20 protein-coding genes are annotated in these 20161 nt (G+C 69.7%); 1 reads left to right on the top strand and 19 read right to left on the bottom strand.

The features are described from left to right. Positions 1–274: 274 nt before the first annotated feature. From polA to AC3ARF_RS00845, 3 genes are read right to left on the bottom strand one after another with little or no spacing between them, the layout of a single operon-like run. Entirely contained in the window at positions 275–3082 is a 2808-nt protein-coding gene (gene polA / locus AC3ARF_RS00855) for a DNA polymerase I (protein WP_498929421.1), read from the bottom strand. Positions 3083–3106: 24 nt separating this feature from the next. Beyond that, the gene (locus tag AC3ARF_RS00850) at positions 3107–4087 is read right to left on the bottom strand and encodes a PA2778 family cysteine peptidase (RefSeq protein WP_498929419.1); all 981 of its coding nucleotides are present in this window, start codon (positions 4085–4087) and stop codon (positions 3107–3109) included. Further along, positions 4087–4461: a PA2779 family protein gene (locus AC3ARF_RS00845; protein ID WP_498929417.1), complete on the bottom strand. Its 375-nt coding sequence runs from the start codon at positions 4459–4461 to the stop codon at positions 4087–4089. The genes AC3ARF_RS00850 and AC3ARF_RS00845 overlap by 1 nt, the downstream gene beginning before the upstream one ends. A 144-nt stretch (positions 4462–4605) precedes the next feature. On the opposite strand from AC3ARF_RS00845, the gene AC3ARF_RS00840 reads away from it, so the two are divergent. After that, positions 4606–4905, top strand: coding sequence for a DUF2782 domain-containing protein (locus AC3ARF_RS00840; protein WP_498929415.1), 300 nt, complete (start codon positions 4606–4608; stop codon positions 4903–4905). A gap of 112 nt (positions 4906–5017) precedes the next feature. Here AC3ARF_RS00840 and AC3ARF_RS00835 read toward each other — a convergent pair whose 3' ends face one another. From AC3ARF_RS00835 to AC3ARF_RS00760, 16 genes are all read right to left on the bottom strand, one after another. Then, entirely contained in the window at positions 5018–5521 is a 504-nt protein-coding gene (locus tag AC3ARF_RS00835) for a hypothetical protein (protein ID WP_498929413.1), read from the bottom strand. Between the two features lie 33 nt (positions 5522–5554). After that, positions 5555–6796 carry a beta-ketoacyl-ACP synthase gene (locus AC3ARF_RS00830; RefSeq protein ID WP_498929411.1) on the bottom strand — a complete coding sequence of 414 codons (1242 nt, stop codon included), beginning with the start codon at positions 6794–6796 and terminating at the stop codon, positions 5555–5557. Further along, positions 6793–7521: a 3-oxoacyl-ACP reductase FabG gene (gene fabG, locus AC3ARF_RS00825; RefSeq protein ID WP_498931930.1), complete on the bottom strand. Its 729-nt coding sequence runs from the start codon at positions 7519–7521 to the stop codon at positions 6793–6795. Before fabG ends, AC3ARF_RS00830 begins: the two co-directional genes overlap by 4 nt. A gap of 20 nt (positions 7522–7541) precedes the next feature. Continuing rightward, entirely contained in the window at positions 7542–8003 is a 462-nt protein-coding gene (locus AC3ARF_RS00820; protein ID WP_498929410.1) for a hotdog family protein, read from the bottom strand. Then, positions 8003–9193, bottom strand: coding sequence for a beta-ketoacyl-ACP synthase (locus AC3ARF_RS00815; protein WP_498929408.1), 1191 nt, complete (start codon positions 9191–9193; stop codon positions 8003–8005). Before AC3ARF_RS00815 ends, AC3ARF_RS00820 begins: the two co-directional genes overlap by 1 nt. After that, positions 9190–9756 carry a DUF3261 domain-containing protein gene (locus AC3ARF_RS00810; RefSeq protein WP_498929406.1) on the bottom strand — a complete coding sequence of 189 codons (567 nt, stop codon included), beginning with the start codon at positions 9754–9756 and terminating at the stop codon, positions 9190–9192. The genes AC3ARF_RS00815 and AC3ARF_RS00810 overlap by 4 nt, the downstream gene beginning before the upstream one ends. Beyond that, positions 9744–10838: a methyltransferase gene (locus AC3ARF_RS00805; RefSeq protein WP_498929404.1), complete on the bottom strand. Its 1095-nt coding sequence runs from the start codon at positions 10836–10838 to the stop codon at positions 9744–9746. Before AC3ARF_RS00805 ends, AC3ARF_RS00810 begins: the two co-directional genes overlap by 13 nt. Further along, a complete protein-coding gene (locus AC3ARF_RS00800; protein ID WP_498929402.1) occupies positions 10835–13201 on the bottom strand; it encodes an MMPL family transporter in 2367 nt (788 codons plus the stop codon). Before AC3ARF_RS00800 ends, AC3ARF_RS00805 begins: the two co-directional genes overlap by 4 nt. After that, positions 13194–13850 carry an outer membrane lipoprotein carrier protein LolA gene (locus tag AC3ARF_RS00795; RefSeq protein WP_498931928.1) on the bottom strand — a complete coding sequence of 219 codons (657 nt, stop codon included), beginning with the start codon at positions 13848–13850 and terminating at the stop codon, positions 13194–13196. The genes AC3ARF_RS00800 and AC3ARF_RS00795 overlap by 8 nt, the downstream gene beginning before the upstream one ends. 98 nt (positions 13851–13948) lie before the next feature. Then, complete coding sequence (locus AC3ARF_RS00790) at positions 13949–14404, bottom strand: acyl-CoA thioesterase (protein ID WP_498929400.1); 456 nt, start codon at positions 14402–14404, stop codon at positions 13949–13951. Then, entirely contained in the window at positions 14394–15947 is a 1554-nt protein-coding gene (locus AC3ARF_RS00785; RefSeq protein ID WP_498929398.1) for an HAL/PAL/TAL family ammonia-lyase, read from the bottom strand. Before AC3ARF_RS00785 ends, AC3ARF_RS00790 begins: the two co-directional genes overlap by 11 nt. Continuing rightward, on the bottom strand, positions 15928–16878 hold the full coding sequence (locus AC3ARF_RS00780; RefSeq protein ID WP_498929396.1) for a lysophospholipid acyltransferase family protein: 951 nt from the start codon (positions 16876–16878) through the stop codon (positions 15928–15930). The genes AC3ARF_RS00785 and AC3ARF_RS00780 overlap by 20 nt, the downstream gene beginning before the upstream one ends. Beyond that, the gene (locus AC3ARF_RS00775) at positions 16875–17624 is read right to left on the bottom strand and encodes a glycosyltransferase family 2 protein (protein ID WP_498931926.1); all 750 of its coding nucleotides are present in this window, start codon (positions 17622–17624) and stop codon (positions 16875–16877) included. The genes AC3ARF_RS00780 and AC3ARF_RS00775 overlap by 4 nt, the downstream gene beginning before the upstream one ends. Before the next feature lie 5 nt (positions 17625–17629). Then, positions 17630–19336, bottom strand: coding sequence for an ApeI family dehydratase (locus AC3ARF_RS00770; protein ID WP_498929394.1), 1707 nt, complete (start codon positions 19334–19336; stop codon positions 17630–17632). Next, positions 19329–19862: a COG4648 family protein gene (locus AC3ARF_RS00765; RefSeq protein ID WP_498929392.1), complete on the bottom strand. Its 534-nt coding sequence runs from the start codon at positions 19860–19862 to the stop codon at positions 19329–19331. The genes AC3ARF_RS00770 and AC3ARF_RS00765 overlap by 8 nt, the downstream gene beginning before the upstream one ends. A gap of 38 nt (positions 19863–19900) precedes the next feature. Continuing rightward, positions 19901–20152 carry an acyl carrier protein gene (locus AC3ARF_RS00760; RefSeq protein ID WP_498929390.1) on the bottom strand — a complete coding sequence of 84 codons (252 nt, stop codon included), beginning with the start codon at positions 20150–20152 and terminating at the stop codon, positions 19901–19903. Positions 20153–20161: the final 9 nt, after the last annotated feature.

The raw sequence follows: 20161 nt of genomic DNA, 5'->3' as shown, positions 1-20161 counted from the left end.
AGGGGCACGCCGCCCGAGACACCCAAACGACAGGCAATAAAAAGCCCCGCAGGCAGGGGGGGCCGGCGGGGCTGGGGAGCAGGACCTGGGGAGGGGTGCCTGCTCCGGGGATCACTCCAGGGGAGGGAGAGATCTGCGACAGGCGTTGCACCTGTCACGGTCTATATGACCACTTCGAACATGGATGGTTCGTGAAGATTCGGGTTAAGGAATTGTTGGATTCAGGGAGCATTCATAGGGTCAAAATCGGCAAAAATGCCGTTATCTGCCCGCTTCAATGCGCTTCGTCCCAATTCTGGCCGGTTCCGCTGTCCACCACCAGCGGCACGCGCAGGTCTGCGGCCGCCGCCATGCGGCCGGAAACCTCCTCCAGCAACGTTGGCACGAAGTTCGCATCCACTTCGAAGACCAGTTCGTCGTGGACCTGCAGGACCATCAGGGCCCGGTCCCGGTGCCCCGCCAGCCAGCCGTCGATATCGATCATGGCCCGCTTGATGATGTCGGCGGCGGTGCCCTGCATCGGCGCGTTGATCGCGGCGCGCTCGGCGCCGGCGCGCAGGCCCTGGTTGCGGGCGTGGATGTTGTCCAAGTACAGGCGGCGACCGAACACCGTTTCCACGTAGCCGCGTTCGCGTGCCTGCTGGCGGGTACGCTCCATGAACTCGCGCACGCCCGGATAACGGTCGAAGTACAGGGCGATGTAGTCCTGCGCCTCGCCGCGGCCGATGCCCAGCTGCTTGGCCAGGCCGAAGGCGCTCATGCCATACATCAGCCCAAAGTTGATCGCCTTGGCGGCGCGGCGCTCGTTGGCGCTGACCTCATCGATGGCCTTGCCGAACACCTCGGCGGCGGTGGCACGGTGGATGTCGGCGCCCGCGGCAAAGGCGCGCAGCAGGCCGGCGTCCTCCGACAGGTGGGCCATGATCCGCAGTTCGATCTGCGAGTAATCGCAGGCGACGATCCGGCGGCCTTCCGGGGCCACGAACGCGCGGCGGATGCGGCGGCCGTCCTCGGTCCGGATGGGGATGTTCTGCAGGTTGGGGTCGCTGCTGGCCAGACGGCCGGTGGCGGCGCCGGCCTGGTGGTAGCTGGTGTGCACGCGGCCGGTGTGGGGGTTGACCATCTCCGGCAGCTTGTCGGTGTAGGTGCTGCGCAGCTTGGCCAGGCCGCGATACTCGAGGATGACGCGCGGCAACTCGTGCTGGTCGGCAATGGCCTCCAGCGCCTCCTCGTTGGTCGAGGGCGCGCCGCCGGGGGTCTTCACCAGCGCCGGCAGCTTCAGTTCCTCGAACAGCAGCGCGCACAACTGCTTGGGCGAATCGAGGTTGAAGGTGCGCCCCGCCAGCTCGGTGGCCTTCTGTTGGGCGGCCAGCATGCGCTTGGACAGGTCGGCGGACTGGCGGCGCAGTTCGTCGCCATCCACCTTCACGCCATTGGCCTCGACCCGCGCCAGCACCGGCACCAGCGGCATCTCGATCTCGCGATACACCTTTTCCAGCGCCGGCTCGGCCGCCAGCTTGGGGGCCAGCACGCGGTGCAGGCGCAGGGTGATGTCCGCGTCCTCGGCGGCATAGGGGCTGGCGTCGTCGATCGCCACCTGCGAGAACGGGATGGACTTGGCGCCCTTGCCCGCGACCTGCTCGTACTTGATGGTCTCGTAGCCGAGGTAGCGCCGGGCCAGCGAGTCCATGTCGTGGCGCGTGGCGGTGGCGTTGTAGATGAAGCTCTCGAGCATGGTGTCGTCGGCGTAGCCGGCCACGTCGACGCCATGGCGACGCAGCACGTGCAGGTCGTACTTGCCGTGCTGGCCCACCTTGCGCTTGCCCGCATCGGTCAGCAGCGGGCGCAGCGCGTCCAGCACCCTGGCCCGCTCCAGCTGTGCGGGCGCACCGGGATAGTCGTGCGCCAGTGGGATGTAGCAGGCCCGGCCCGGCTCGACCGCGAAGCTGACCCCGACCAGCTGGGCGCGCATCGCATCCAGCGAGTCGGTCTCGGTGTCGAAGGCGATTTCCTCGGCTGTGCGCAGCATTTCAAGCCAGCTGGCCAGCTGCGCGTCGGTGAGCACGGTTTCGTACACGCCGGGCGCGGCGAGCGCGGGATCGGGCACCTCGTCGTCGGTGCCCGCGCGCGCATAACCGGCGGCGGTGCTGCGCAGGCCGGCCGCGCCGCCAACATCGGTCGGCCGCGTCGTGGACCCGGCGGCCGCGCTGTCATGGCCTGCGCCGGCTTCGCCAGTGGCCGCCTCCAACTCGCGTAGCGCCTGCTTGAAGCCGTAGCGCGCGTAAAGCACCTTGAGGTCAGCGACGGGGCGCTCACGCAACGCCAGGTCGGTGGGCCGCTGCTCAAGGGCGACATCGGTGCGGATCGTGGCCAGCTCGCGGTTGAGCGGCAGGCGCGCGAGCACGGCGCGCAGGTTTTCGCCCAGCTTGCCCTTCACCGCGTCGGCATGGGCGATCACACCGTCCAGCGAACCGTACTCGTCCAGCCATTTCGCCGCGGTCTTTGGCCCGCACTTGTCCACGCCGATGATGTTGTCGACCTTGTCGCCCATCAGCGCCAGGTAGTCCACGATCTGGTCGGCGCGCACCCCGAACTTCTCGATCACCGCGGCATCGGAGTCGGTGCGGCTGCCGGTCATGGTGTTGACCAGCACCACGTGCGGACGCACCAGCTGGGCGAAGTCCTTGTCGCCAGTGGAAATGGTGACATCGATGCCGTCCGCCGCGGCCTGCACCGCGAGCGTGCCGATCACGTCGTCGGCCTCCACGCCAGGCACGCGCAGGATCGGCATGCCCAGCGCCGCCACGACCTGCATCATCGGTTCCACCTGCGCGCGCAGTTCGTCCGGCATCGGCGGTCGGTTGGCCTTGTACTGCGGGTCCAGGTCGTCGCGGAAGGTCTTGCCCGGTGCATCCACCACGAAGGCCACGTAGTCGGGCTGCTCCTTGAGCGTGGCACGCAGCATGTTGACCACGCCGAACAAGGCGCCGGTGGGTTCGCCGGCGTCGTTGCTCAGGGGAGGCAGGGCGTGGAAGGCGCGGTAGAGGTAGCTGGAGCCGTCGATCAGTACAAGTCGTTTCATGCCCGGGATTCTACGCCCGCGCTCTCATCGCCCCGCGGTGGGTGGCGCGAGTGTTTCGCAGGTCGACTGGCGCCGGACCTTGCCGGTCTCGATCTCGGTGCGGGTCTGGCGCAGCGCGGCGGCCCAGCGCGGGTCGTCCGCGCGCACGCCTTCCAGCACGGCCAGCGCCTCGCGGCGGCAGCCCAGTTCGCCCAGCACGCTGGCGAGGTTGTTGCCCAGCACCGCATCACCCGGCGCGCGTGCCAAACCATCGCGATAGAAACGCGCAGCCCCCGCACGGTCGCCTGACGCATGGCGCAGGTTGCCCATCGCCAACAACACGTGGGGCTGGGCCGGCCACTGCCGGAATGCGGCCTCATAGGCCGGTTTGGCGGCCGCCGCACCGGCAACCGCCTCGAAGTCCGCGACGGCCGCGAGGTACAACCCCGGTTCCGCCGTGGCGGGCAGCTCGCCGGGTCGGAGGGCCACCAGCCCCCAACGCCCCGCCCAATCCCAAGTGCGCAGGAACGTCCTGGCCGGAGTGGCCAGGGCGCGCCGGGTGCCACTGTGCAGGACGATGCGGTTGCGCTCCGGCTCAGCGCCGACCACCACGGCGTAGTGCCATTTGGGCACGCTGCGGGTCAGCAGGTTCTGCAGGACCAGCACTGGCCGCCCGGCGCGGAGTTCGTGGAGCAGGCCTTCCGGAGTCGGCGCCACCGGGTAGGGGATTCGCCCGGCGCGGCGCATGGCCGCGCCCAGTTCCACCTGCAGGCTGCCTTCGCGTCCCGGCAGGTAGACCTGCGACACCAGGGCATCGGGGTCTGCAGGGATGCCGCTGGCGCCCAACACCATCGCCAGCGCGGCGGGGCCGCACTGGTATGCCTCCTGGGGGTGGAACGGCACCTGCTGCAACAGCCGCGGCGTGCCCGGTGCGGCCTCCGAGACCCGCAACGCGGGTCCGATGGCGCATCCTGACAGCGCGGCGGCAAGGAGCGCCCCCGCCGCCAACCACTTGCGTGCGGGCATCAGGTCTTCTTGAAGATGTCGATCACGCCCACGAGCTCAAGGATCAGCAGGACGACGAACACCACGCCGACCACCGCCAAGGCACTGCCGCCCGCGGGAAGACGATCCACCTGACCCTGTAACTGCATCAGTTCCGCGTCACTGAGCGAAGCCACGCGGGCTTCGGCATCGGCGGGATCCACGCCCATGCGCTGCATGGCCTGGCGTACGTCCTCACGCGCAAAGGCCTCGCGGACCTGGGTTTCGGTGGCAGCCCGGCGCTCCGCCGACAGCGCCTGCTGGGTGCCGATCACGGCCGCCTGGGTGGTGCTGGCGTAGCCGCCGGTGACCAACGCGATGACCAGGGCCGGCGCAACGATGTACTTGCGGAGCATGACGCACTCTCCAGTGATGGGATGCGCCTGTAATGCCACGGGTAGGGTGAAGCTCACGAGAAAACGGCCCCCATGACCCCCATGAATCGGCCACGGGTTGGGGGCAAGGGGGTATGCTGGATGCCCGCCCATCGGAGCCCGGCCATGCGCCTGCTGCCCCTTGCCCTGCTCGCGGTTTGCCTCGTCGGACTCACGGCCTGCGCCAGTCTCGCCGACAGCGACCCGACTGCGTCGCTGGAAGGCGCGGCGGTCACCACCCGCAGCGGCGAGAACGGCGACGTGATCGAGGAATACCGCGTCGCCGGCCAGCTGAAGGTGGTGAAGATCACCCCGCTGCGCGGCGCCCCGTATTACCTGATGGACCGCGACGGCGACGGCCACCTCGACAGCAGCAAGGGCGAGGGGCCGGTGTCGCCGGTGTACTGGAAACTGTTCGGCTGGTGAGTTTCCTCCCCTTGGCGTAGGCCTCTGTTGGCACCCGCCGGCATGGGATCGACCACCACCATGACCGCACGAGCGCCCAAGACCTTGCCCGGGCGCACGCGTTGCCCCGGGCTTACTGCGACGCCCGCTCGACGTTCATCGCCGGATCCAGCGTCGGATTCCGCAACCAACCAGCCACGTCTTCGCCCAGCTTGTCGGCGATCTGGGTGAGCGTGGTGCAGGCACGGAACGTGAACGGTCGGTTGGTAGTGCGCTTGAGCGTGAAGTTGCCCACCACGGCTCCGTCCTGTTTGAGTTCGCCATAGATCCGGCCCCACTTCGGCCCGGAGACAGCGCCGCCACCGGCCGCGTGCGCCTTGGTGATCACGATATGCAGGGTGCGCCCCGGCAACGTGGACAGGTCGGCCTCGGTGGCTTCCACCGCACCATGTGCATTGCGCACGATGCTGGCGCTGAGGTCACGACCCCAATCGCACTCGGCGCGGATCAGCGCGCCACCGACTGCAACACTGCGGTACTGAATGTCCTGGCTGATGCGGATGGTGTTGTCGGCGGCGTTGGCACTGCCGGCCATCGTCAACGCAGCCAGCGCCGCACCTAGAAAACGCTTGTCCATGTCCCCTGCTCCCCCTGTGTGGTTACGGTGTTGTCAATCGCGCCAACGGCGGAAGATCAACGAGGTGTTGATCCCGCCAAACGCGAAGTTGTTGCTCATCACGTAGTCGGTCTGCAGCTCGCGGCCGTTGCCGGTGATGTAGTCCAGCTCTGCGCAGCGCGGATCGACCTGCGCCAGGTTCAACGTGGGTGCGAACCAGCCGGCGCGCATCATCTCGATGCTGATCCACGCCTCCAGCGCGCCGCAGGCGCCGAGGGTGTGGCCCATGTAGCTCTTCAGCGAGGAGAACGGCATGCGCGCGCCGAACACCTCGGCCGTGGCCTTGGATTCGGCGATGTCGCCGTGGTCGGTGGCGGTGCCGTGGGCGTTGACGTAGCCGATCGCCTCCGGGGGCAGGCCGGCGTCGTCCAGCGCCAGACGCATGGCAACGGCCATGGTCTCCGCGCTGGGCTGGGTGACGTGTGCCCCATCGCTGTTGGTGCCGTAGCCGACGATCTCGGCGAGGATCTTCGCGCCGCGCGCCCGGGCGTGCTCCAGGTCCTCGACGATCAGCGTGCAAGCGCCCTCGCCCAGCACCAGTCCGTCGCGGTGGGCATCGAATGGGCGCGGGGTCAGCTGCGGCTCGTCGTTGCGCACGCTGGTGGCGAAGAGGGTATCGAACACTGCCGAGGCGGTGGCGTCCATCTGCTCCGCGCCGCCGGCCAGCATCGCGAGCTGCTTGCCCGCGCGCACCACCTCGTACGCGGCGCCGATGCCCATGCTGCCGGAGGTGCACGCGCTGGAAGTGGTGATGACGCGCCCGGTGAGCCCGAAGAACACGCCGATGTTCACCGGCGCGGTGTGGCTCATCATCTTGATGTAGGTGGTCGCGCTGATGCCGGCGGTGGTGTGCTCGTTGAGCATGCGGCCGAAGTCACCGATGGCCGAATGGGTGCCCGCGGAGGAACCGCTGGAAACACCGACGCGCCCACTGGTCAGCACCGGATCGCCGAGCAGGCCGGCGTCGGCCAGCGCGATCTCGCTGGCACGCACCGCCATCAACGCCACGCGGCCCATGCTGCGGGTGGTCTTGCGGTTGTAGTGCGCCGGCAGCTCGAACGGCGCGGCCGGCGCCGCGAGCTTGGTGTTGAGGCCGTCGTAGATGTCCCACTCATCGATGCGCTGCACCGCGTTGCGGCACTCGCGCAGGCGGGCGTGGATGCTGTCCCAGTCGTTGCCCAGCGGGCTGATGCCGCCGGCACCCGTGATGACGACGCGTCGCTGCAGCTGGCTCATCCGACCATCCCTCCGTTGACCGAGATGACCTGGCGGGTGATGTAGCCGGCATCGGCCGACAGCAGGAACGCGACCGTGGCGGCGACCTCCTCGGGGCGGCCGAGGCGGTTGGCGGGAATCAGTTTCATCGCGTGCTCGATGACCTCTTCGCTGAGCATCTCGGTGTCGACCAGTCCGGGCGCCACGCAGTTGACGGTGATGCCGCGGCTGGCCAGCTCCAGCGACAGCGCCTTGGTCGCGCCGATGATGCCGGCCTTGGCCGCGCTGTAGTTGGTCTGCCCGCGGTTGCCGACCAATCCCGACACCGACGAAAGGGTGACGATGCGGCCAGGCTTGCGCCGCCGCACCATCGGCATCACCAGCGGGTTGAGCACGTTGTAGAAGCCATCGAGGTTGGTGTGCACCACGCGGTCCCACTCCTCGCCGGTCATCGCGGGGAAGGCGGTATCGCAGGCGATGCCCGCATTGCACACCACGCCGTAGTAGGCACCATGGGCTTCCACGTCGGCGGTCAGGGCCTGCGCGGCGGCGGCGCGGTCAGCGATATCGAAGCCGAGCACGCGTGCCTGCCGGCCCAGCGCGCGCACCTGCGCGGCCACGACCTCGGCTTCCTCGACCCGGCTGCGGTAATGCACGACCACGTCAAAGCCATCCTGCGCGGCGCGCAGCGCAATCGCCCGGCCAATGCCGCGGCTCGCGCCCGTAACCAGCACGGTCGTGTCCATCCCCATCCCACTGCCCCCGCTCATGTTTCGTTTTCCAGATAGGCCATCGCGTCCGGTGGTTCGAACACCGACACGTTGGCCGTCGCCAGCGCCTGGTCTGCGGCCAGGATGCGGCAGGCGAATACCCCGAGGCCATTTTCGCCCAAGATCTCGCGCCGTGCCTCCACCCGCAGGCGCTGGCCGCTGCGGAACAGCGGCACGGCGCATTCGTAGCGGCGGGTGCCGAGCAGGAAACCGATCGGCGGCGGCTCGCCGCGGCCGCGCGCGTGGCAGCCCGCCCAGCAGGCCACCGCCTGCGCCATGTACTCCACGCCGACGTAGGCCGGCACGCCACCTTCGACGTGGAAGGGGCTGTCCGCGGGCACGCACAACTCCAACGCGATCCACTCCAGGTCGTACTCGAGCACGCGATCCAGCAGCAGCAGCGTGCCCCGGTGCGGAATGACCTGCTCGATGTCGTGGATGGCAGGAAACGTGGCCATCAGCCAGCCCCCAGCAGCAGCGCGGCATTGCTGCCGCCAAAGGCGAACGAATTGCTGAGCGCATAGCGCAAGGGCCCGGCCGCCCGCGCGCCCGGCGCGACGAACTCCAGCGCTGGCAGCTCCGGATCGGCGACGCCGTCCCACCAGTGGGGTGGCAAGTGACCCGCAGGGTTGCGCGCCAGTGTCAGCCAGCACAGACCTGCCTCGATCGCGCCCGCCGCGCCTAGCGCGTGGCCGGTGAGCGGTTTGGTGGAGCTGGCCGGGACGCGGGCGCCCAAGGTCGCCGACACCGCGCGGCTTTCCATCGCATCGTTCTGCGGGGTGGCGGTGCCATGCAGGTTCACGTAGCCCACCTCGTCGGGCCGGATGCCGGCACGGACCAGCGCCTGCGTGATGGCGTCAATCGCGCCACGGCCCTCCGGTTCGGGTGCGGACATGTGGTGCGCGTCCGAACTCTCCCCCCAGCCCGCCAGCCGCACGGGTCCCGCCTCGCGCGTGACCAGGAACAGCGCCGCGCCCTCGCCGATGTTGATGCCGTCGCGGTTGCGCGAGAACGGGTTGCAGCGTGTGACGGACACCGACTCCAGGGCGCTGAAGCCATTGATGGTGAATGCACACAGCGAGTCGGCGCCGCCCGCGATCACCGCGTCGACCACGCCGGCGCGCAGCAGCCTGGCCGCCGAGGCGAGGGCCTTGGCGCTGGACGAGCACGCGGTGGAGATCGTCCAGGCCGGGCCGCGCGCGCCGGACTGCAGCGCGACGAAGCGCGACGGCGCGCCCATCTCCGACTGCGCGTAATGGAAGTCAGAAGGCCAGGCGCCGTTGGCCTGCAGGAAGGGCATCGCCCGCTCCGGCTCGGCGATCCCGGAGGTGCTGGTGCCGATGATCACCGCGACCCGGTGCGCACCGTGGCGCTGGATTGCGGCGTCGGTCGCCGGGCGTATCTGGTGCAGGGCCATGCGCAGCAGCGCGTTATTGCGGCTGCGGAACGGCAGCGCGCAGTCGGAAAGCTCTGCCATTGGTCCTTCGACCGCACCCAGCGGCAGTGGTCGCCCCGGGGTGTGGAGTGCGGTGGTTGCCACGCCACCCGGCCCCTCGCTGGCGAACAGGGCCGCGGCCACCGCCGTCGGGCTGTGCCCCAGTGCACACACAATCCCCAACTCGTTGAGGAACACCGGCGGTTGGCTCACGGCTGTACACCGTCGGCGGGGACCGTTTCGCTGGTGGCCGAGTGGATGTCGAGTACGTAACCTTCGGCGTGGTTGGCGAACTGCACGTGCTGGCCATCCATGCGGGTGACCGCCAACCACGGCGTGCCCGCGTGCACCAGACGGCGGCGTGGGCCCTGTTCCTGCAGCGTCCAGCCTGCCGGCAATACCTGGCGGATCGCATCGGCAGGCCACAGCACGAACTGCAGGTCGTCCAAGACTCGCTCCGCGCGGACGGCCGGCGGCAGCCATGCGGCCCGCTGCTGCTGCAACACCTGCCCATCCCAGGACAGGCGCACGCCGGTCTGGCCCAGCGCCTGCACCACCAGCCGCACTTCGGTGGCGTCCACTTCCAGCAGCGCATCCATGGCGCGCTCGTGCGCTCCAAAGCGGAACTGCAGTTGTTGCTGCAGGGACACCTCATGCCCCAGCGCCGATGGCGCCAGCCGCAGCGCCGGCAGGTCCACCGCCGGGCGCGGCGGCGCCACGTGCGCGCACGCGACCAGCAGCAGCGTCGACAGTGCGGTGGCGATCAGGCGGCGCACGCCGGTGCCTGCACGGGTTTGACCACCTGCGTCACGGTGTGGCTGATGCCGACGCCGTCGACCTCCTCGGCCACCACCAGGCCCGCCCGCTCGATGCACTGGTGCAGCACCGAGGAGTGGTACATCTGGCTGTTGCCATTGGCCATGCAGGTGAAGTACAGCGAGGTCTGCTGCAGGCAGAACGCGGCGTTCTCGAATCGCTGCCGGTCCCAGTAGGTTTCCATGATGTAGAGCCGCGTGGTCGCGGTCATCACCCGCGCCGCCTTGCGCAGGATCATCACGATCTCGTCTTCCGAGAAACAGTCCAGGAACTGGCTCATCCAGATCACGTCGTGGCCGTCGGGCAACGCGGTGTCCGGCCGCAGGATGTCGATCGGGTACTCGGCCACTCGGTCGGCCAGGCCACGCGCGTGGATGTGCGCGCGGGCCTGGGCCAGTTGGCCCGGCAGGTCACACATCGTCACCCGCACATCGGGGTCGTGGCCGGCACAGGCGATCGCCCACTTGCCGGTGTTGGCACCCACGTCCAGCACCGAGGCGACGGGTTGGCTGAAGATGATCGGCAGCACGGTCTGGAACGAGTTGTCGGAATAGTAGTGGTCGAAGTTGAACCAGCTCTCCCGGGCCTGCTGCGGCAGCGTGGCCAGCGCCTCGTAGATGGTGCCGGCATCGGGCGCCAGTTCCTTCAGCCCGGCGGGCCGGCCCTCGCGCAGGCTGTCCTGCAGGTGGAACAGCCCCTTGTAGTTGACGTCCTGGGTGAAGTCCATGTTCACCTGGGTCATGCGGTCGTTCAGCAGGTACCACCCCAGCCGGGTGAGGACGAAGCAGTCGCCGTCCAGGACCAGCGCGCCGATGCCGAGGCCTGCTTCGGCCAACACCCGTGCCGCGTACCGCGACAGCCCGGTGCGGGCCTCGATGGCGTCCAACGCTAGACCCTCGTCACCGGCGGCCTCGACCGCGGACAACACGCCAAGGTCGCGCATCGCCTTGGCGGCCTGGAAGATGAAGGGGCCAAAGGCGATGCGCTGGGCTTCCTGCTTGGCCTGCAGGGCCGTGTGCTTGTCGTGGCTGAAATGGTTCACGCGGAGGATCCGTTGAAGGTCGAAGTGCAATCGGGGCCCTCGCGCAGTGCGCGTGGGCGGAACAGGGGCGAGATGATCCACACCAGGCCGATGCCCAGCAGCAGGGTGAGGCCGAAGGCGCGCAGTGCCGGCGTGGCCGACAATGCCAGCAGGCCGAACGACAGCCAGGTGCTGGCGGCGCCCACGCACACCGCCAGCCATGCTGATGGATCACCGCGGTGCTCGAGCAGGAAGATGCCGTAGTCGATGCCCATGCCGAGCAACAGGAGCAGCGCCAGAACGTTGAACAGCTGCAGCGGTTGCCCCAGCCAGCCGAGGAAGGCGACGGTAAGCACGCCGGCCAGCAGCGTGGGAACGGCGGCACGCCAGGCGTCGCGACGGTAGCGTGCGGCGAGCGTCAGCAGCACCAGTGCCACACCGGCTAGCAGCAACCAACCCATCATGTACCGGTAGTGGCCCAGCAACGCGGAGAACTCCGCGGTGCGGTTGACCCAGCGCACGCCTTCGAGGCCGCCGGCCTGGGCCTGCAGCGTGGCCAGCACCGCGTCGCCACCGGCCGCATCCACCAGGACCACGCTGCCCACGCCGCCCCCGCTGCGCCCAAGCCACAGGTGGCGCAGCGGCTGTGACGCCGGCGAGGCGAGCCAGACATCCAGGTTCAAAGGTTGCGCTGCGAACACCGGGCGCTGCAGCGGCTCGCCGGTGGCCGCGGCCACGCGCGCCAGTACCGCGGTCTCGGTGCGCGCGCTCAGCGCGGCGTCGGCGTCCTGCTGGCGGCGGGACGGCAGCCAGTCGCTGATCGCACGGTAACCGTTGATGTGGCCCTGTGCGGCCAACGATGCCAGGCGGGTTACCAGCGCGTGCTCGCGCTGCAGCAGCGTCTCCGCATCGGGTGCGCGCACCAGGTAGAACTGCGCCGGACTGGGCAGGGCCAGCAGGCGACTGATCTCCGCCTGCTGCGCCACGAGCGCCTTCGGCGAGGATTGCAGGTTGCGCAGGTCGTCGTCACTGCGCAGCTGCCACAGGCCCCCGGCCGCGAGGGCGCACGCGGCGAGGCCGGCGACAGCCCACGCACGGCTGGCGCGCACGTGCGGCCAGCGCGTCAGCCAGCCGGCCATCGCCTGCGACAACGGCGTGGCCGTTGGCGCATCGCGCTCCAGCCAGGGAAACCAGAAGATCACGGTGGCGAAGGCAGCGGCGAGCCCGGTCACCGAGAACACCGCCATCTGCCGCAAGCCCGGGAACGGCGCCAGTCCCAGCGCGAGGTAGGCAAGTGCGCTGGTCAGCCACGCCAGCAGCATGCCCGGCAGCAGCCAGCGCAGCAGCCGCCAGCGCTCGGTCCGCGGGTGTCCCTGGCGCGAGGCGAACCAGTGGATGCCGTAGTCCTCGGCGACGCCGACGAGGCTGGCGCCGAACACCAGCGTCAGCAGGTGCACCTGGCCGAACACCAGCGCGGTCACCGACAGGGCGGTGGCCACGCCGACCAGCAGCGACATCGCCACCAGCAGGATCGGCCGCAGCGAGCGGAACGCCAGCCACACCAGCAGCAGCACCGCCGCCAGCGAGCCCAAGCCGATGACGTTGACCTCGCGGCTGGCCTGAACCGCGGCGGCTTCGGCATGCAAGGGCACGCCTGCGCGCAGCTCGCGCAGGCTGGGCGCGACGCTCCGGGCGGCGGTGGCCGCTTCGTCCAGCGCGGCGTCGATCACGCGCTCCCCATCCAGCCGGAAGGCCGAAGCGCGGGTCTCGAACTGCAGCACGGCCCACACGCGGTCATCAGCTTGCAGCAGGCCCTCGCCATCGAAGCGCAGGCCGGAACCCGACGCGCGCGCCTGCCACCAATGCGGCCACAGGTTGAGCGGATCGGCCTGCCAGTCGGTCAGGCGCGGCGCACCCATCGGGCCGTACAGCGCGGCAAGGGCCTCGTCGGCGAGCGCGTCGGCCGGGGCGTCCCGAAGCCGCCCGCGCTGCTCCGCGGTCAGCAGGCGGTCGCGCCACGGCTGGTAGAACACGCGTGATGCCTCGAACCAGCCGGCCATCGACGCGCCTTCGGTAAACGGCAGCGGTTGGCGCCGGTCCGCGGCCTGCAACGCCACGCGGTACGCCTTGGCGGCGGCTTGCGCCTGGGCCGCGTCGGCGGCGCCGAGCAGCACCACCATCTGCCGCGCACTGGCATCGGCGATGCGTCGGGTGGCCTCGGCGAGCACCGGATCGTGCGCGTCCTGCGGCAGCAGGGCGAGCACGTCGCTTTCCAACCGCGACTCGGACCAGAAACGCACTTGGTGCGCGCCAACCGCCAACACGACGGCCAGCCACAGCCAGGCCAGCCAACGCCAGCCGCGGCGCGCGCGCGCGTCAGTCAAAGCGGCGCGCCTCGTCGGCGGTCAGGCGCGACGGCGTTTCGACCATGCCGGTGAAGCGCAACTGTGTGCGGTCACCGCTGCGCTCCTCGATGTCCACGCTGCGCACGTAGCGATCACCCTCCAGCGTGACCCGCTGGAACGCCTGTGCCATTGCGCCCGGTTTCGGGGTCAGGACGAGGCGCCAGCCGTTGCCGGCCAGCAGGGTGGGCTCCACCTTGAAGGTGACGGTCATGGCCTGCACGTCGCCGCTCATGAGGGCGAACATCATCGCGTTGACCGAACGCAACGCCGGCTGCTGCCGGGCATCCACTTCAATGCGCGAGCGCCCGTCCGCCTGACGGGTGAGGATGCGGTCGCGGGTCAGCACCACGTCGGAAGGAAATGGCTTGAGCGTGGACCAGAACACACCGCGATCGCGCGCGATGAGGAAGCGGCCCTGCGATCGCAGCGGGTTCCTGAAGCCCTGAACGCGCTTCTCCTGGGCGAACTCACCCCGCAACACCGGCACCTGGGCGATGCGCCGCTGCACCTGTGCCAGGGCCTCGTTGGGGGGAGCAGGCTTGCGTGCCGCCCCGGCAGCTGTCTGCGCGCCGGCGATTGCCGGCATCGCCGTCGCGGTGAACAGAGGCGACATCAAAAGCACCACCATCAGCACCACCCGCGCCAGGCGCGCAAAGCGCCGCCGTGCTCGCGGCCGCACGCCCGCGGGCGCGAGGATGGCGAGCGGCAACCCACCCGGACATGAGCTCAGCATCCCGGCTGCACTCCCAGGCGTTCCCACAGCACCGGCGGGCACACGTAAAGCATCTCGCCTGATTCGATGCCCACCGCGACCTGGATGGTATGGGCGCGGGTGAGCAGCTCGCCGCTGGCCGCGTCGCGGATCTCGTACTCGATCTTCAACCGGTTTTCCCATTCGGTGATCCGCGCGCGCACCTTCAGTGGCTGGGCAAAGCGCAATGAACGGATGTACTTGACCCGCGCGTCCACCACCGGGAACAGGTACCCCGATGCGCCCATCTGCGGGTAGTCGTAGTCGTACCGCTGCAACAGCGCACAGCGCGCAATCTCGAAGTACTTGAAGTAGTGGCCATGCCAGACCACCTGCATCGGATCGCAGTCGTGGAACGCGGGCGCCAGATCGATCTCGATCGACAGCGCCTCGTCCGACGACGCGGATGGCCACACGGACTCAAGTTTCATACAGGCTCCAACGCTGCGCGCGCACGTCGTCCAGCAACAGGCGCAGCTCGTGGTCCAGGGCCCGGTCCTCCTCGACCAGGGCGATGCGCGTGGCAAGGTCGTCCAGCATCACCGCGGGCGCGCCTTCAATCCGGGTTTCCGGCGCGACGCGCTGACGCAGCGTCACGCCCTGGCGCGCGGCGATCAGCATCGCCGCCACCACCTGCTCGGTCAGCTCGATCACGCGCAGGCAGTCGCGTGCCGCAATCGTGCCCATACTGACCTTGTCCTGGTTGTGGCACTCGGTCGAACGCGAGAACACCGACGCCGGCATGGTCTGCTTCAGCGCCTCGGCGGTCCACGCCGAAGCACTGATCTGCAGCGCCTTCAGGCCGTGGTTGATGGCCGCCCTTGGCCCGGTGGCGGCGGACAGGTTCGACGGCAGGCCGTGGCTGAAGCGGGTGTCCACCAGCAGCGCCAGCTGGCGGTCCAGCAGGTCGGCGAGGTTGGCCACGGCGTTCTTCATCGCATCCATGGCAAAGGCGATGTGGCCGCCGTAGAAGTGGCCGCCGTGCAGGATCTGCTCGCGATCCGGGTCGACCAGCGGATTGTCGTTGGCGCTGTTGAGCTCAATCTCGATCAGCTGGCGCAGGAACGGCAACGCGTCTTCCAGCACGCCGATCACGTGCGGCGCACAACGCAGCGAGTAGCGGTCCTGCAGGCGCTGCTCGTTGCGCGGCGGGCGATCGCTGTGGAGGTCGGCGCGCAGGCGCGCGGCCACGCGCATCTGCCCCGGGTGCGGTTTGGCGGCGAACAACACCTCGTCGTAGTGGTGCGCGTTGCCGGCGCTGGCGACGACGTTGAATGCGGTCAGTCGCGTCGCAAGCCGGCACAGGTAATCGGCGCGGTCGTAGGCCAAGCACGCGAGCGCGGTCATCACCGCGGTGCCGTTCATGATTGCCAGGCCTTCCTTGGGCCGCAGGCGCAGTGGCGACAGGCCAGCCTCAGCCAACGCATCGGCGGCCGGGCGGCGCACGCCGCGGTGCAGGACCTCGCGCTCGCCACACAGCACCGCGGCCACGTACGACAGCGGGGTGAGGTCGCCGCTGGCCCCGACCGAACCTTCGGCCGGGATCAATGGCAGGATGTCGTGCTGCAGCAGCGTGACCAGGCTCTCCAGCAGCGGCAGGCTGACTCCGGACATGCCGATCGACAGCGAAGCCAGCCTCGCGGCCAGCACCGCGCGCGTCTCATCCGCGGCAAGGAAGCGGCCCAGGCCGCAGCCGTGGTAGGTGAACAAGTGGTGCGGCAGTTCGGTGAGCAGGTCCGGCGGGATGACCACGGTGCACGAATCGCCGTACCCCGTGGTCACGCCGTAGACCACGCCGTCCTCGCGCAGCAGGCGATCGAGGAACTCGGTGCCGCGGGTGATACGCGCGCGGAACGCCGCGTCGGCCGAGAGCACCACGCCACGCTCGCGGCGCGCGATCGCGACGACGTCCTCGATGCGCAAGGGGGAATCGCCGAACGACAGCGGCGGGGAATCAGCGCGGGGCGGGGTCATGCGGTACCTGGTCCCAGAACGGGAAGAAATTGAACCAATCCAGCGGCGAATGGCGCACCTGCGCCTCCAGCCAGGCGGCGAAACGGGTGGCATGCGCGACCAAGGCAGCCTCGCGGGTGCCGCGCGGCAGCAGCACGCGGTCGCAGAAGCGCTCGAAGCGCACTCGGTAGCCACCACCCGCGTGGGTGCAGGCCATCGCGAAGAGTGGGCAACCCAGTGCAGCCGCCAGCACGTAAGGCCCCACGGGGAACGGCGCGGGTTGGCCCAGGAACGGCACGAACACGCTGCGTCCCCCACGGACCGGCACGCGGTCGCCGGTGATCGCGACGAACTCGCCGGCGGCGACGCGCTCGCCCAGCCGGATCGCCATCGCCGCGTCCAGCTCGGTCACCTGCAGCAGCTCGACCCGGGTGTCGGGATTGAGCCGTCGCAGCAGGCGGTTGAAGTCCTCGGCATGCGCGGTATGCACCAGCGCGGAGAGGCGAAAACCGGGCACCGCGTCGGCCAGCGCCTGACACAACTCCAGGCAGCCGATGTGCGCGGTGAGGATCACTCCGCCCTCGCCACGCGCGATCTGCTGCAGCATCACGTCGCGCTCGGCGCGCACGCGCGCGGCCGGGTAGCGGCCATGGCTGGCGAGCAGCTTGTCCAGGATCGTTTCTGCGAAGCAGGCGAAGTGGCGCAGACCGAGCCACGCCCCGGGCACGCGCGGGAACACGCCATGCGCGGCATGCAGGCGCTGCAGGTATTCGCGCGAGGCGTGGCGCGCGGTGCGATTGAGCAGCCAGTGACCCAGCACCACCGGATACAGGCACGCACGGAACGGCCAGCGTCCGAGCCCGCGCTCCACCGCGCACAGCAGGCGGATGCCAGTAACGAACGTGGACTCGCCGATCCCGGCCCAGTGCGGCGCGCGCGCAACCGTGCTCATCGCGGCGTCCGCAGGAGCAACCGCGGCAGACGCCGCAGCATGCCGAAGAACAAGCGTGCGTGCATGCGGCTGATCCGCACGTTGTCGCGCCACACGTCGAAGTGCGAGACGCCATCGCTGGGGTAGCGCACGGGCGTGGGCAGGTTGCGCACCGGCACGCCACGCCAGTACAGGCGCACGATGATCTCGGGGTCGAAGTCCATGCGCCTGCCGATCGGTTCGGCAGCGACCAGCGCCAGCACCGGGGCCAGTGGATAGGCGCGGAAACCGCACATCGAGTCGCGGATCGCGAACGACAGCGTGTTGATCCACACCCACACGTGGGTCAGGTAACGCGCGTACAGCCGACCCTTGGGCACGCTGGCGTCGTACACCGGCGCGCCGTTGATGATGGCGGTGGGCTCCGCGGCGGCGTAGGCCAGGAAGCGCGGAATGTCGCGCGTCTCGTGCTGGCCATCGGCGTCGATCTGCAGCACGTGGGTGGCACCCATTCGCGCCGCCTGGGCGAAGCCAGCAAGCATCGCGCCGCCCTTGCCCTGGTTTTGCTCCAGTCGGAGCAGGTGCACGCCGTCGCGCCGGGCCAGTTCGCGCAGCACGGCCGCGCAGGACTCGCGCGATCCGTCGTCGACCAGCAGGCAGGGCTGGCCCGCCGCGCGAACGCCGTCGACCATGGCGACGATCGCGTGCTCGTGGTCATACACCGGGATCACCACGAGCGGGCGGAACCTTTCCGCCGGCGGGGACATGGCGTTCACGCGCCCTCCTCGCCCAGCAGCACCCGCCCGCTCGCGTGGGGGCCCAGCGAGGACTCGTAACGGAACGCCAGCGTGGATTTCTGCGGCAGCCACTCCAGGTGCAGGCGGATGCGCATGCCTGGCCGGGCCACGCGCTGGAACTTCAACATCTCCATGCGCAGGAAGTGCGGCGGCAAGGCGAATGCCTCGCGACCGAAGCGCACCGCCCAGTCCAACTGCGCGACGCCGGGCAGGATCGGCACCTGGGGGAAGTGGCCATCGAACACCGCCAGGGCGGCATCCAGCTCGAGGTCGAGCTGGGCCTGCGTCGCCTCGCGCATCACCCACAGCGGCGTGGGTCGCTCCGGCCGGAACAGCGCGCGCAGAGCGGCGTCGGTGGTCTTGCCCTGCGTGTTCATCGGCAGCGCGTCGACGAAACGCCAGCGCCGCGGCCGCGTCACCGCGTCCTGCCCGCCGGCCAAGGTCTGGCCCAAGGCCTGCGCGAGCGCGCGGCGTCCGCATGCCTGCAAGCGCGCGCGGCCCTGGGCACTCAACACCACCACTGCGGACAACTCGGCGCGCGGACCATCGATCAGCACCACGCGCGCCTCGGCCACGTCGGGCACGACCGCAAGCTGGCGCTCCAGCGCGGTGAGCGAGACCCGGCGTTCCTCCACTTTGACGATGCGGTCTGCGCGGCCGAGGAGGTGGAAGCCGCCGGCACCGTCTGCCTCAACGCGGTCGGCGCTGCGCCACCAGTTGGTGCTGGGCAGGTGCGGCGAAGCGACTTCCAGCTGCCCCTCGGCGATGCGCCAGGACACTCCCGGCAACGGCGTCCACGCCGCGTCGGCAACCTCGCGCCGACGCCAGGCGATGCCGCCGGTTTCGCTGCTGCCAAAAATCTCGATCGGGGCCTGGCCCAGCAGGGTGCGGGCGGAGTCCGCCGCCTCTTCGGGCAGCGCACCGCCGGAGCTGAACACCGCGCGCAACTGGGACCGCGCCGCCCGCCAGTCCACGGTGTCGGGGATGCGCTTGAGGTGCGCCGGGCTGCTGACCAGCAGCGCGGGCGCGTCCAGCGCGGCGGCGATCTCCTCGTGGAAGAACAGTCGTGGCGCGATCACCTGGCCGGCGGCCAACGGCCACAGCACGCGGAACAACAACCCGTAGATGTGCTGGTGCGACACCGTGCCGTGGACCACGGCGCCTTCGAGCATGTCGCCGAAGGAGGCCTGCAGCGCGTCGACCTCGCGCGCCAGCTGCGCCAGGGTCTTGCTGATCGCCGTTGCCGCGCCGGTGGAACCGGACGTGTAGACCACCAACCGCGTTGCCTGTTCGTCCAGCGGCGGCCAGATCGATCCGTCGTCCTCCACCATCGCCGCGGACGGCGATCCGTGCACGGCCAGCGGCGTACACCCCTCCGCGAAATCACCTGCCAGGCCATCGACCTCGGCGCGCAGGGCCGCCACCGTCTGCGGCAGCGCATCGGCGCAGAGCACCACGGTCTTGCTGGCATGCCACGCGCCAAACATCGCCGCCGCAAACGCCACGGCGTCGTCGAAGTACAGCGCCCAGCGTGTGCCCGGCTCGGCGTCGAACGCCTGCCGCCAGCGCGCCACCTGCGCACGGAACACAACATGGTCCAGGCTCGCGCCCGCACCCTGGGCCACGGCCCGCCCGGGCCGAGGCCGCACCGCGACCTGATTCGGCGCGACCCACTCAGCCATGCGCGCGCGCCTTCACCCGCTGTCGCACCAGCCACTCAACGGCAAACAGGGTGCCGATCAGCCCATAGGCGATGAGACCGTTGTACAGCGCCCACACGCGCTCGCTGGCCCACAGCGCGGTCGCCAGTGCCAGGCCACCGTTGAGCACGAAGAAGCCGCACCACACCTGGGTCACGCGACGGGTGTACGCCACTGCCGCCGCCGGCAGGTCCGGCTCCTGCAGCCGCGCCAGCCGCTCGGCCACCGGTGGACCGAAGCGCAGGCTGAGGCAGAACACCAGCAGCAGCACGCCATTGACCAGCGCCGGATACAGCTTCAGTGGTAACGCCGCGTTGAACACGGTGGCCCACACCGCCAGCAGCGCGGTGCCTGCGGCGGCCCACAGCCATGGCCGCTCGCGGGTGGTGATGGCACGCAGCAACGCCAGCGCGCACAGCAACACCGCCAGCCAGCGTGGTTCGAAACGACCGAGCATGGTGTATACCGCCAGCGGATACGCCAGCGACAACGCAATGAACAGCAACATGCGCATCCGGCCCACGGCGTCCCCTCGCCGCCGGCGGATCAGGCGGCTTCGCGGATCAGGCCGTGCAGCACGTCCACGACGTCCTGCACCGTGCGCACGGACTTGAACGCGTCCGGCTGCAGGCGGCCACCAAGCAGCGGCTTGAGCTGCACGATCAGGTCGACGGCGTCGATGCTGTCGATGTCGAGGTCCACATTGAGGTGCGCTTCGGGCGTGATCCGCGCGGGCTCGATCTCAAAGGTGTCCTGCAGGATGCGGCTGATGCGGTCGAAGAGTTCGTTCTTGGTCATGGTGCCTGC

The organism is Lysobacter sp. KACC 24251 (assembly GCF_057747755.1).
The sequence above is the reverse complement of the archived record's forward strand: the minus strand, read 5'-3'. Positions and strand labels throughout refer to the sequence as shown.

Coding starts and splice junctions, on each gene's coding strand:
- AC3ARF_RS00780 (WP_498929396.1), bottom strand. CDS start 16,878: ATGAGCACGGTTGCGCGCGCGCCGCACTGGGCCGGGATCGGCGAGTCC.
- AC3ARF_RS00820 (WP_498929410.1), bottom strand. CDS start 8,003: ATGGCCACGTTTCCTGCCATCCACGACATCGAGCAGGTCATTCCGCAC.
- fabG (WP_498931930.1), bottom strand. CDS start 7,521: ATGGACACGACCGTGCTGGTTACGGGCGCGAGCCGCGGCATTGGCCGG.
- AC3ARF_RS00830 (WP_498929411.1), bottom strand. CDS start 6,796: ATGAGCCAGCTGCAGCGACGCGTCGTCATCACGGGTGCCGGCGGCATC.
- AC3ARF_RS00775 (WP_498931926.1), bottom strand. CDS start 17,624: ATGTCCCCGCCGGCGGAAAGGTTCCGCCCGCTCGTGGTGATCCCGGTG.
- AC3ARF_RS00790 (WP_498929400.1), bottom strand. CDS start 14,404: ATGAAACTTGAGTCCGTGTGGCCATCCGCGTCGTCGGACGAGGCGCTG.
- AC3ARF_RS00765 (WP_498929392.1), bottom strand. CDS start 19,862: ATGTTGCTGTTCATTGCGTTGTCGCTGGCGTATCCGCTGGCGGTATAC.
- AC3ARF_RS00840 (WP_498929415.1), top strand. CDS start 4,606: ATGCGCCTGCTGCCCCTTGCCCTGCTCGCGGTTTGCCTCGTCGGACTC.
- AC3ARF_RS00760 (WP_498929390.1), bottom strand. CDS start 20,152: ATGACCAAGAACGAACTCTTCGACCGCATCAGCCGCATCCTGCAGGAC.
- AC3ARF_RS00835 (WP_498929413.1), bottom strand. CDS start 5,521: ATGGACAAGCGTTTTCTAGGTGCGGCGCTGGCTGCGTTGACGATGGCC.
- AC3ARF_RS00785 (WP_498929398.1), bottom strand. CDS start 15,947: ATGACCCCGCCCCGCGCTGATTCCCCGCCGCTGTCGTTCGGCGATTCC.
- AC3ARF_RS00795 (WP_498931928.1), bottom strand. CDS start 13,850: ATGGTGGTGCTTTTGATGTCGCCTCTGTTCACCGCGACGGCGATGCCG.
- AC3ARF_RS00850 (WP_498929419.1), bottom strand. CDS start 4,087: ATGCCCGCACGCAAGTGGTTGGCGGCGGGGGCGCTCCTTGCCGCCGCG.
- AC3ARF_RS00770 (WP_498929394.1), bottom strand. CDS start 19,336: ATGGCTGAGTGGGTCGCGCCGAATCAGGTCGCGGTGCGGCCTCGGCCC.
- AC3ARF_RS00845 (WP_498929417.1), bottom strand. CDS start 4,461: ATGCTCCGCAAGTACATCGTTGCGCCGGCCCTGGTCATCGCGTTGGTC.
- polA (WP_498929421.1), bottom strand. CDS start 3,082: ATGAAACGACTTGTACTGATCGACGGCTCCAGCTACCTCTACCGCGCC.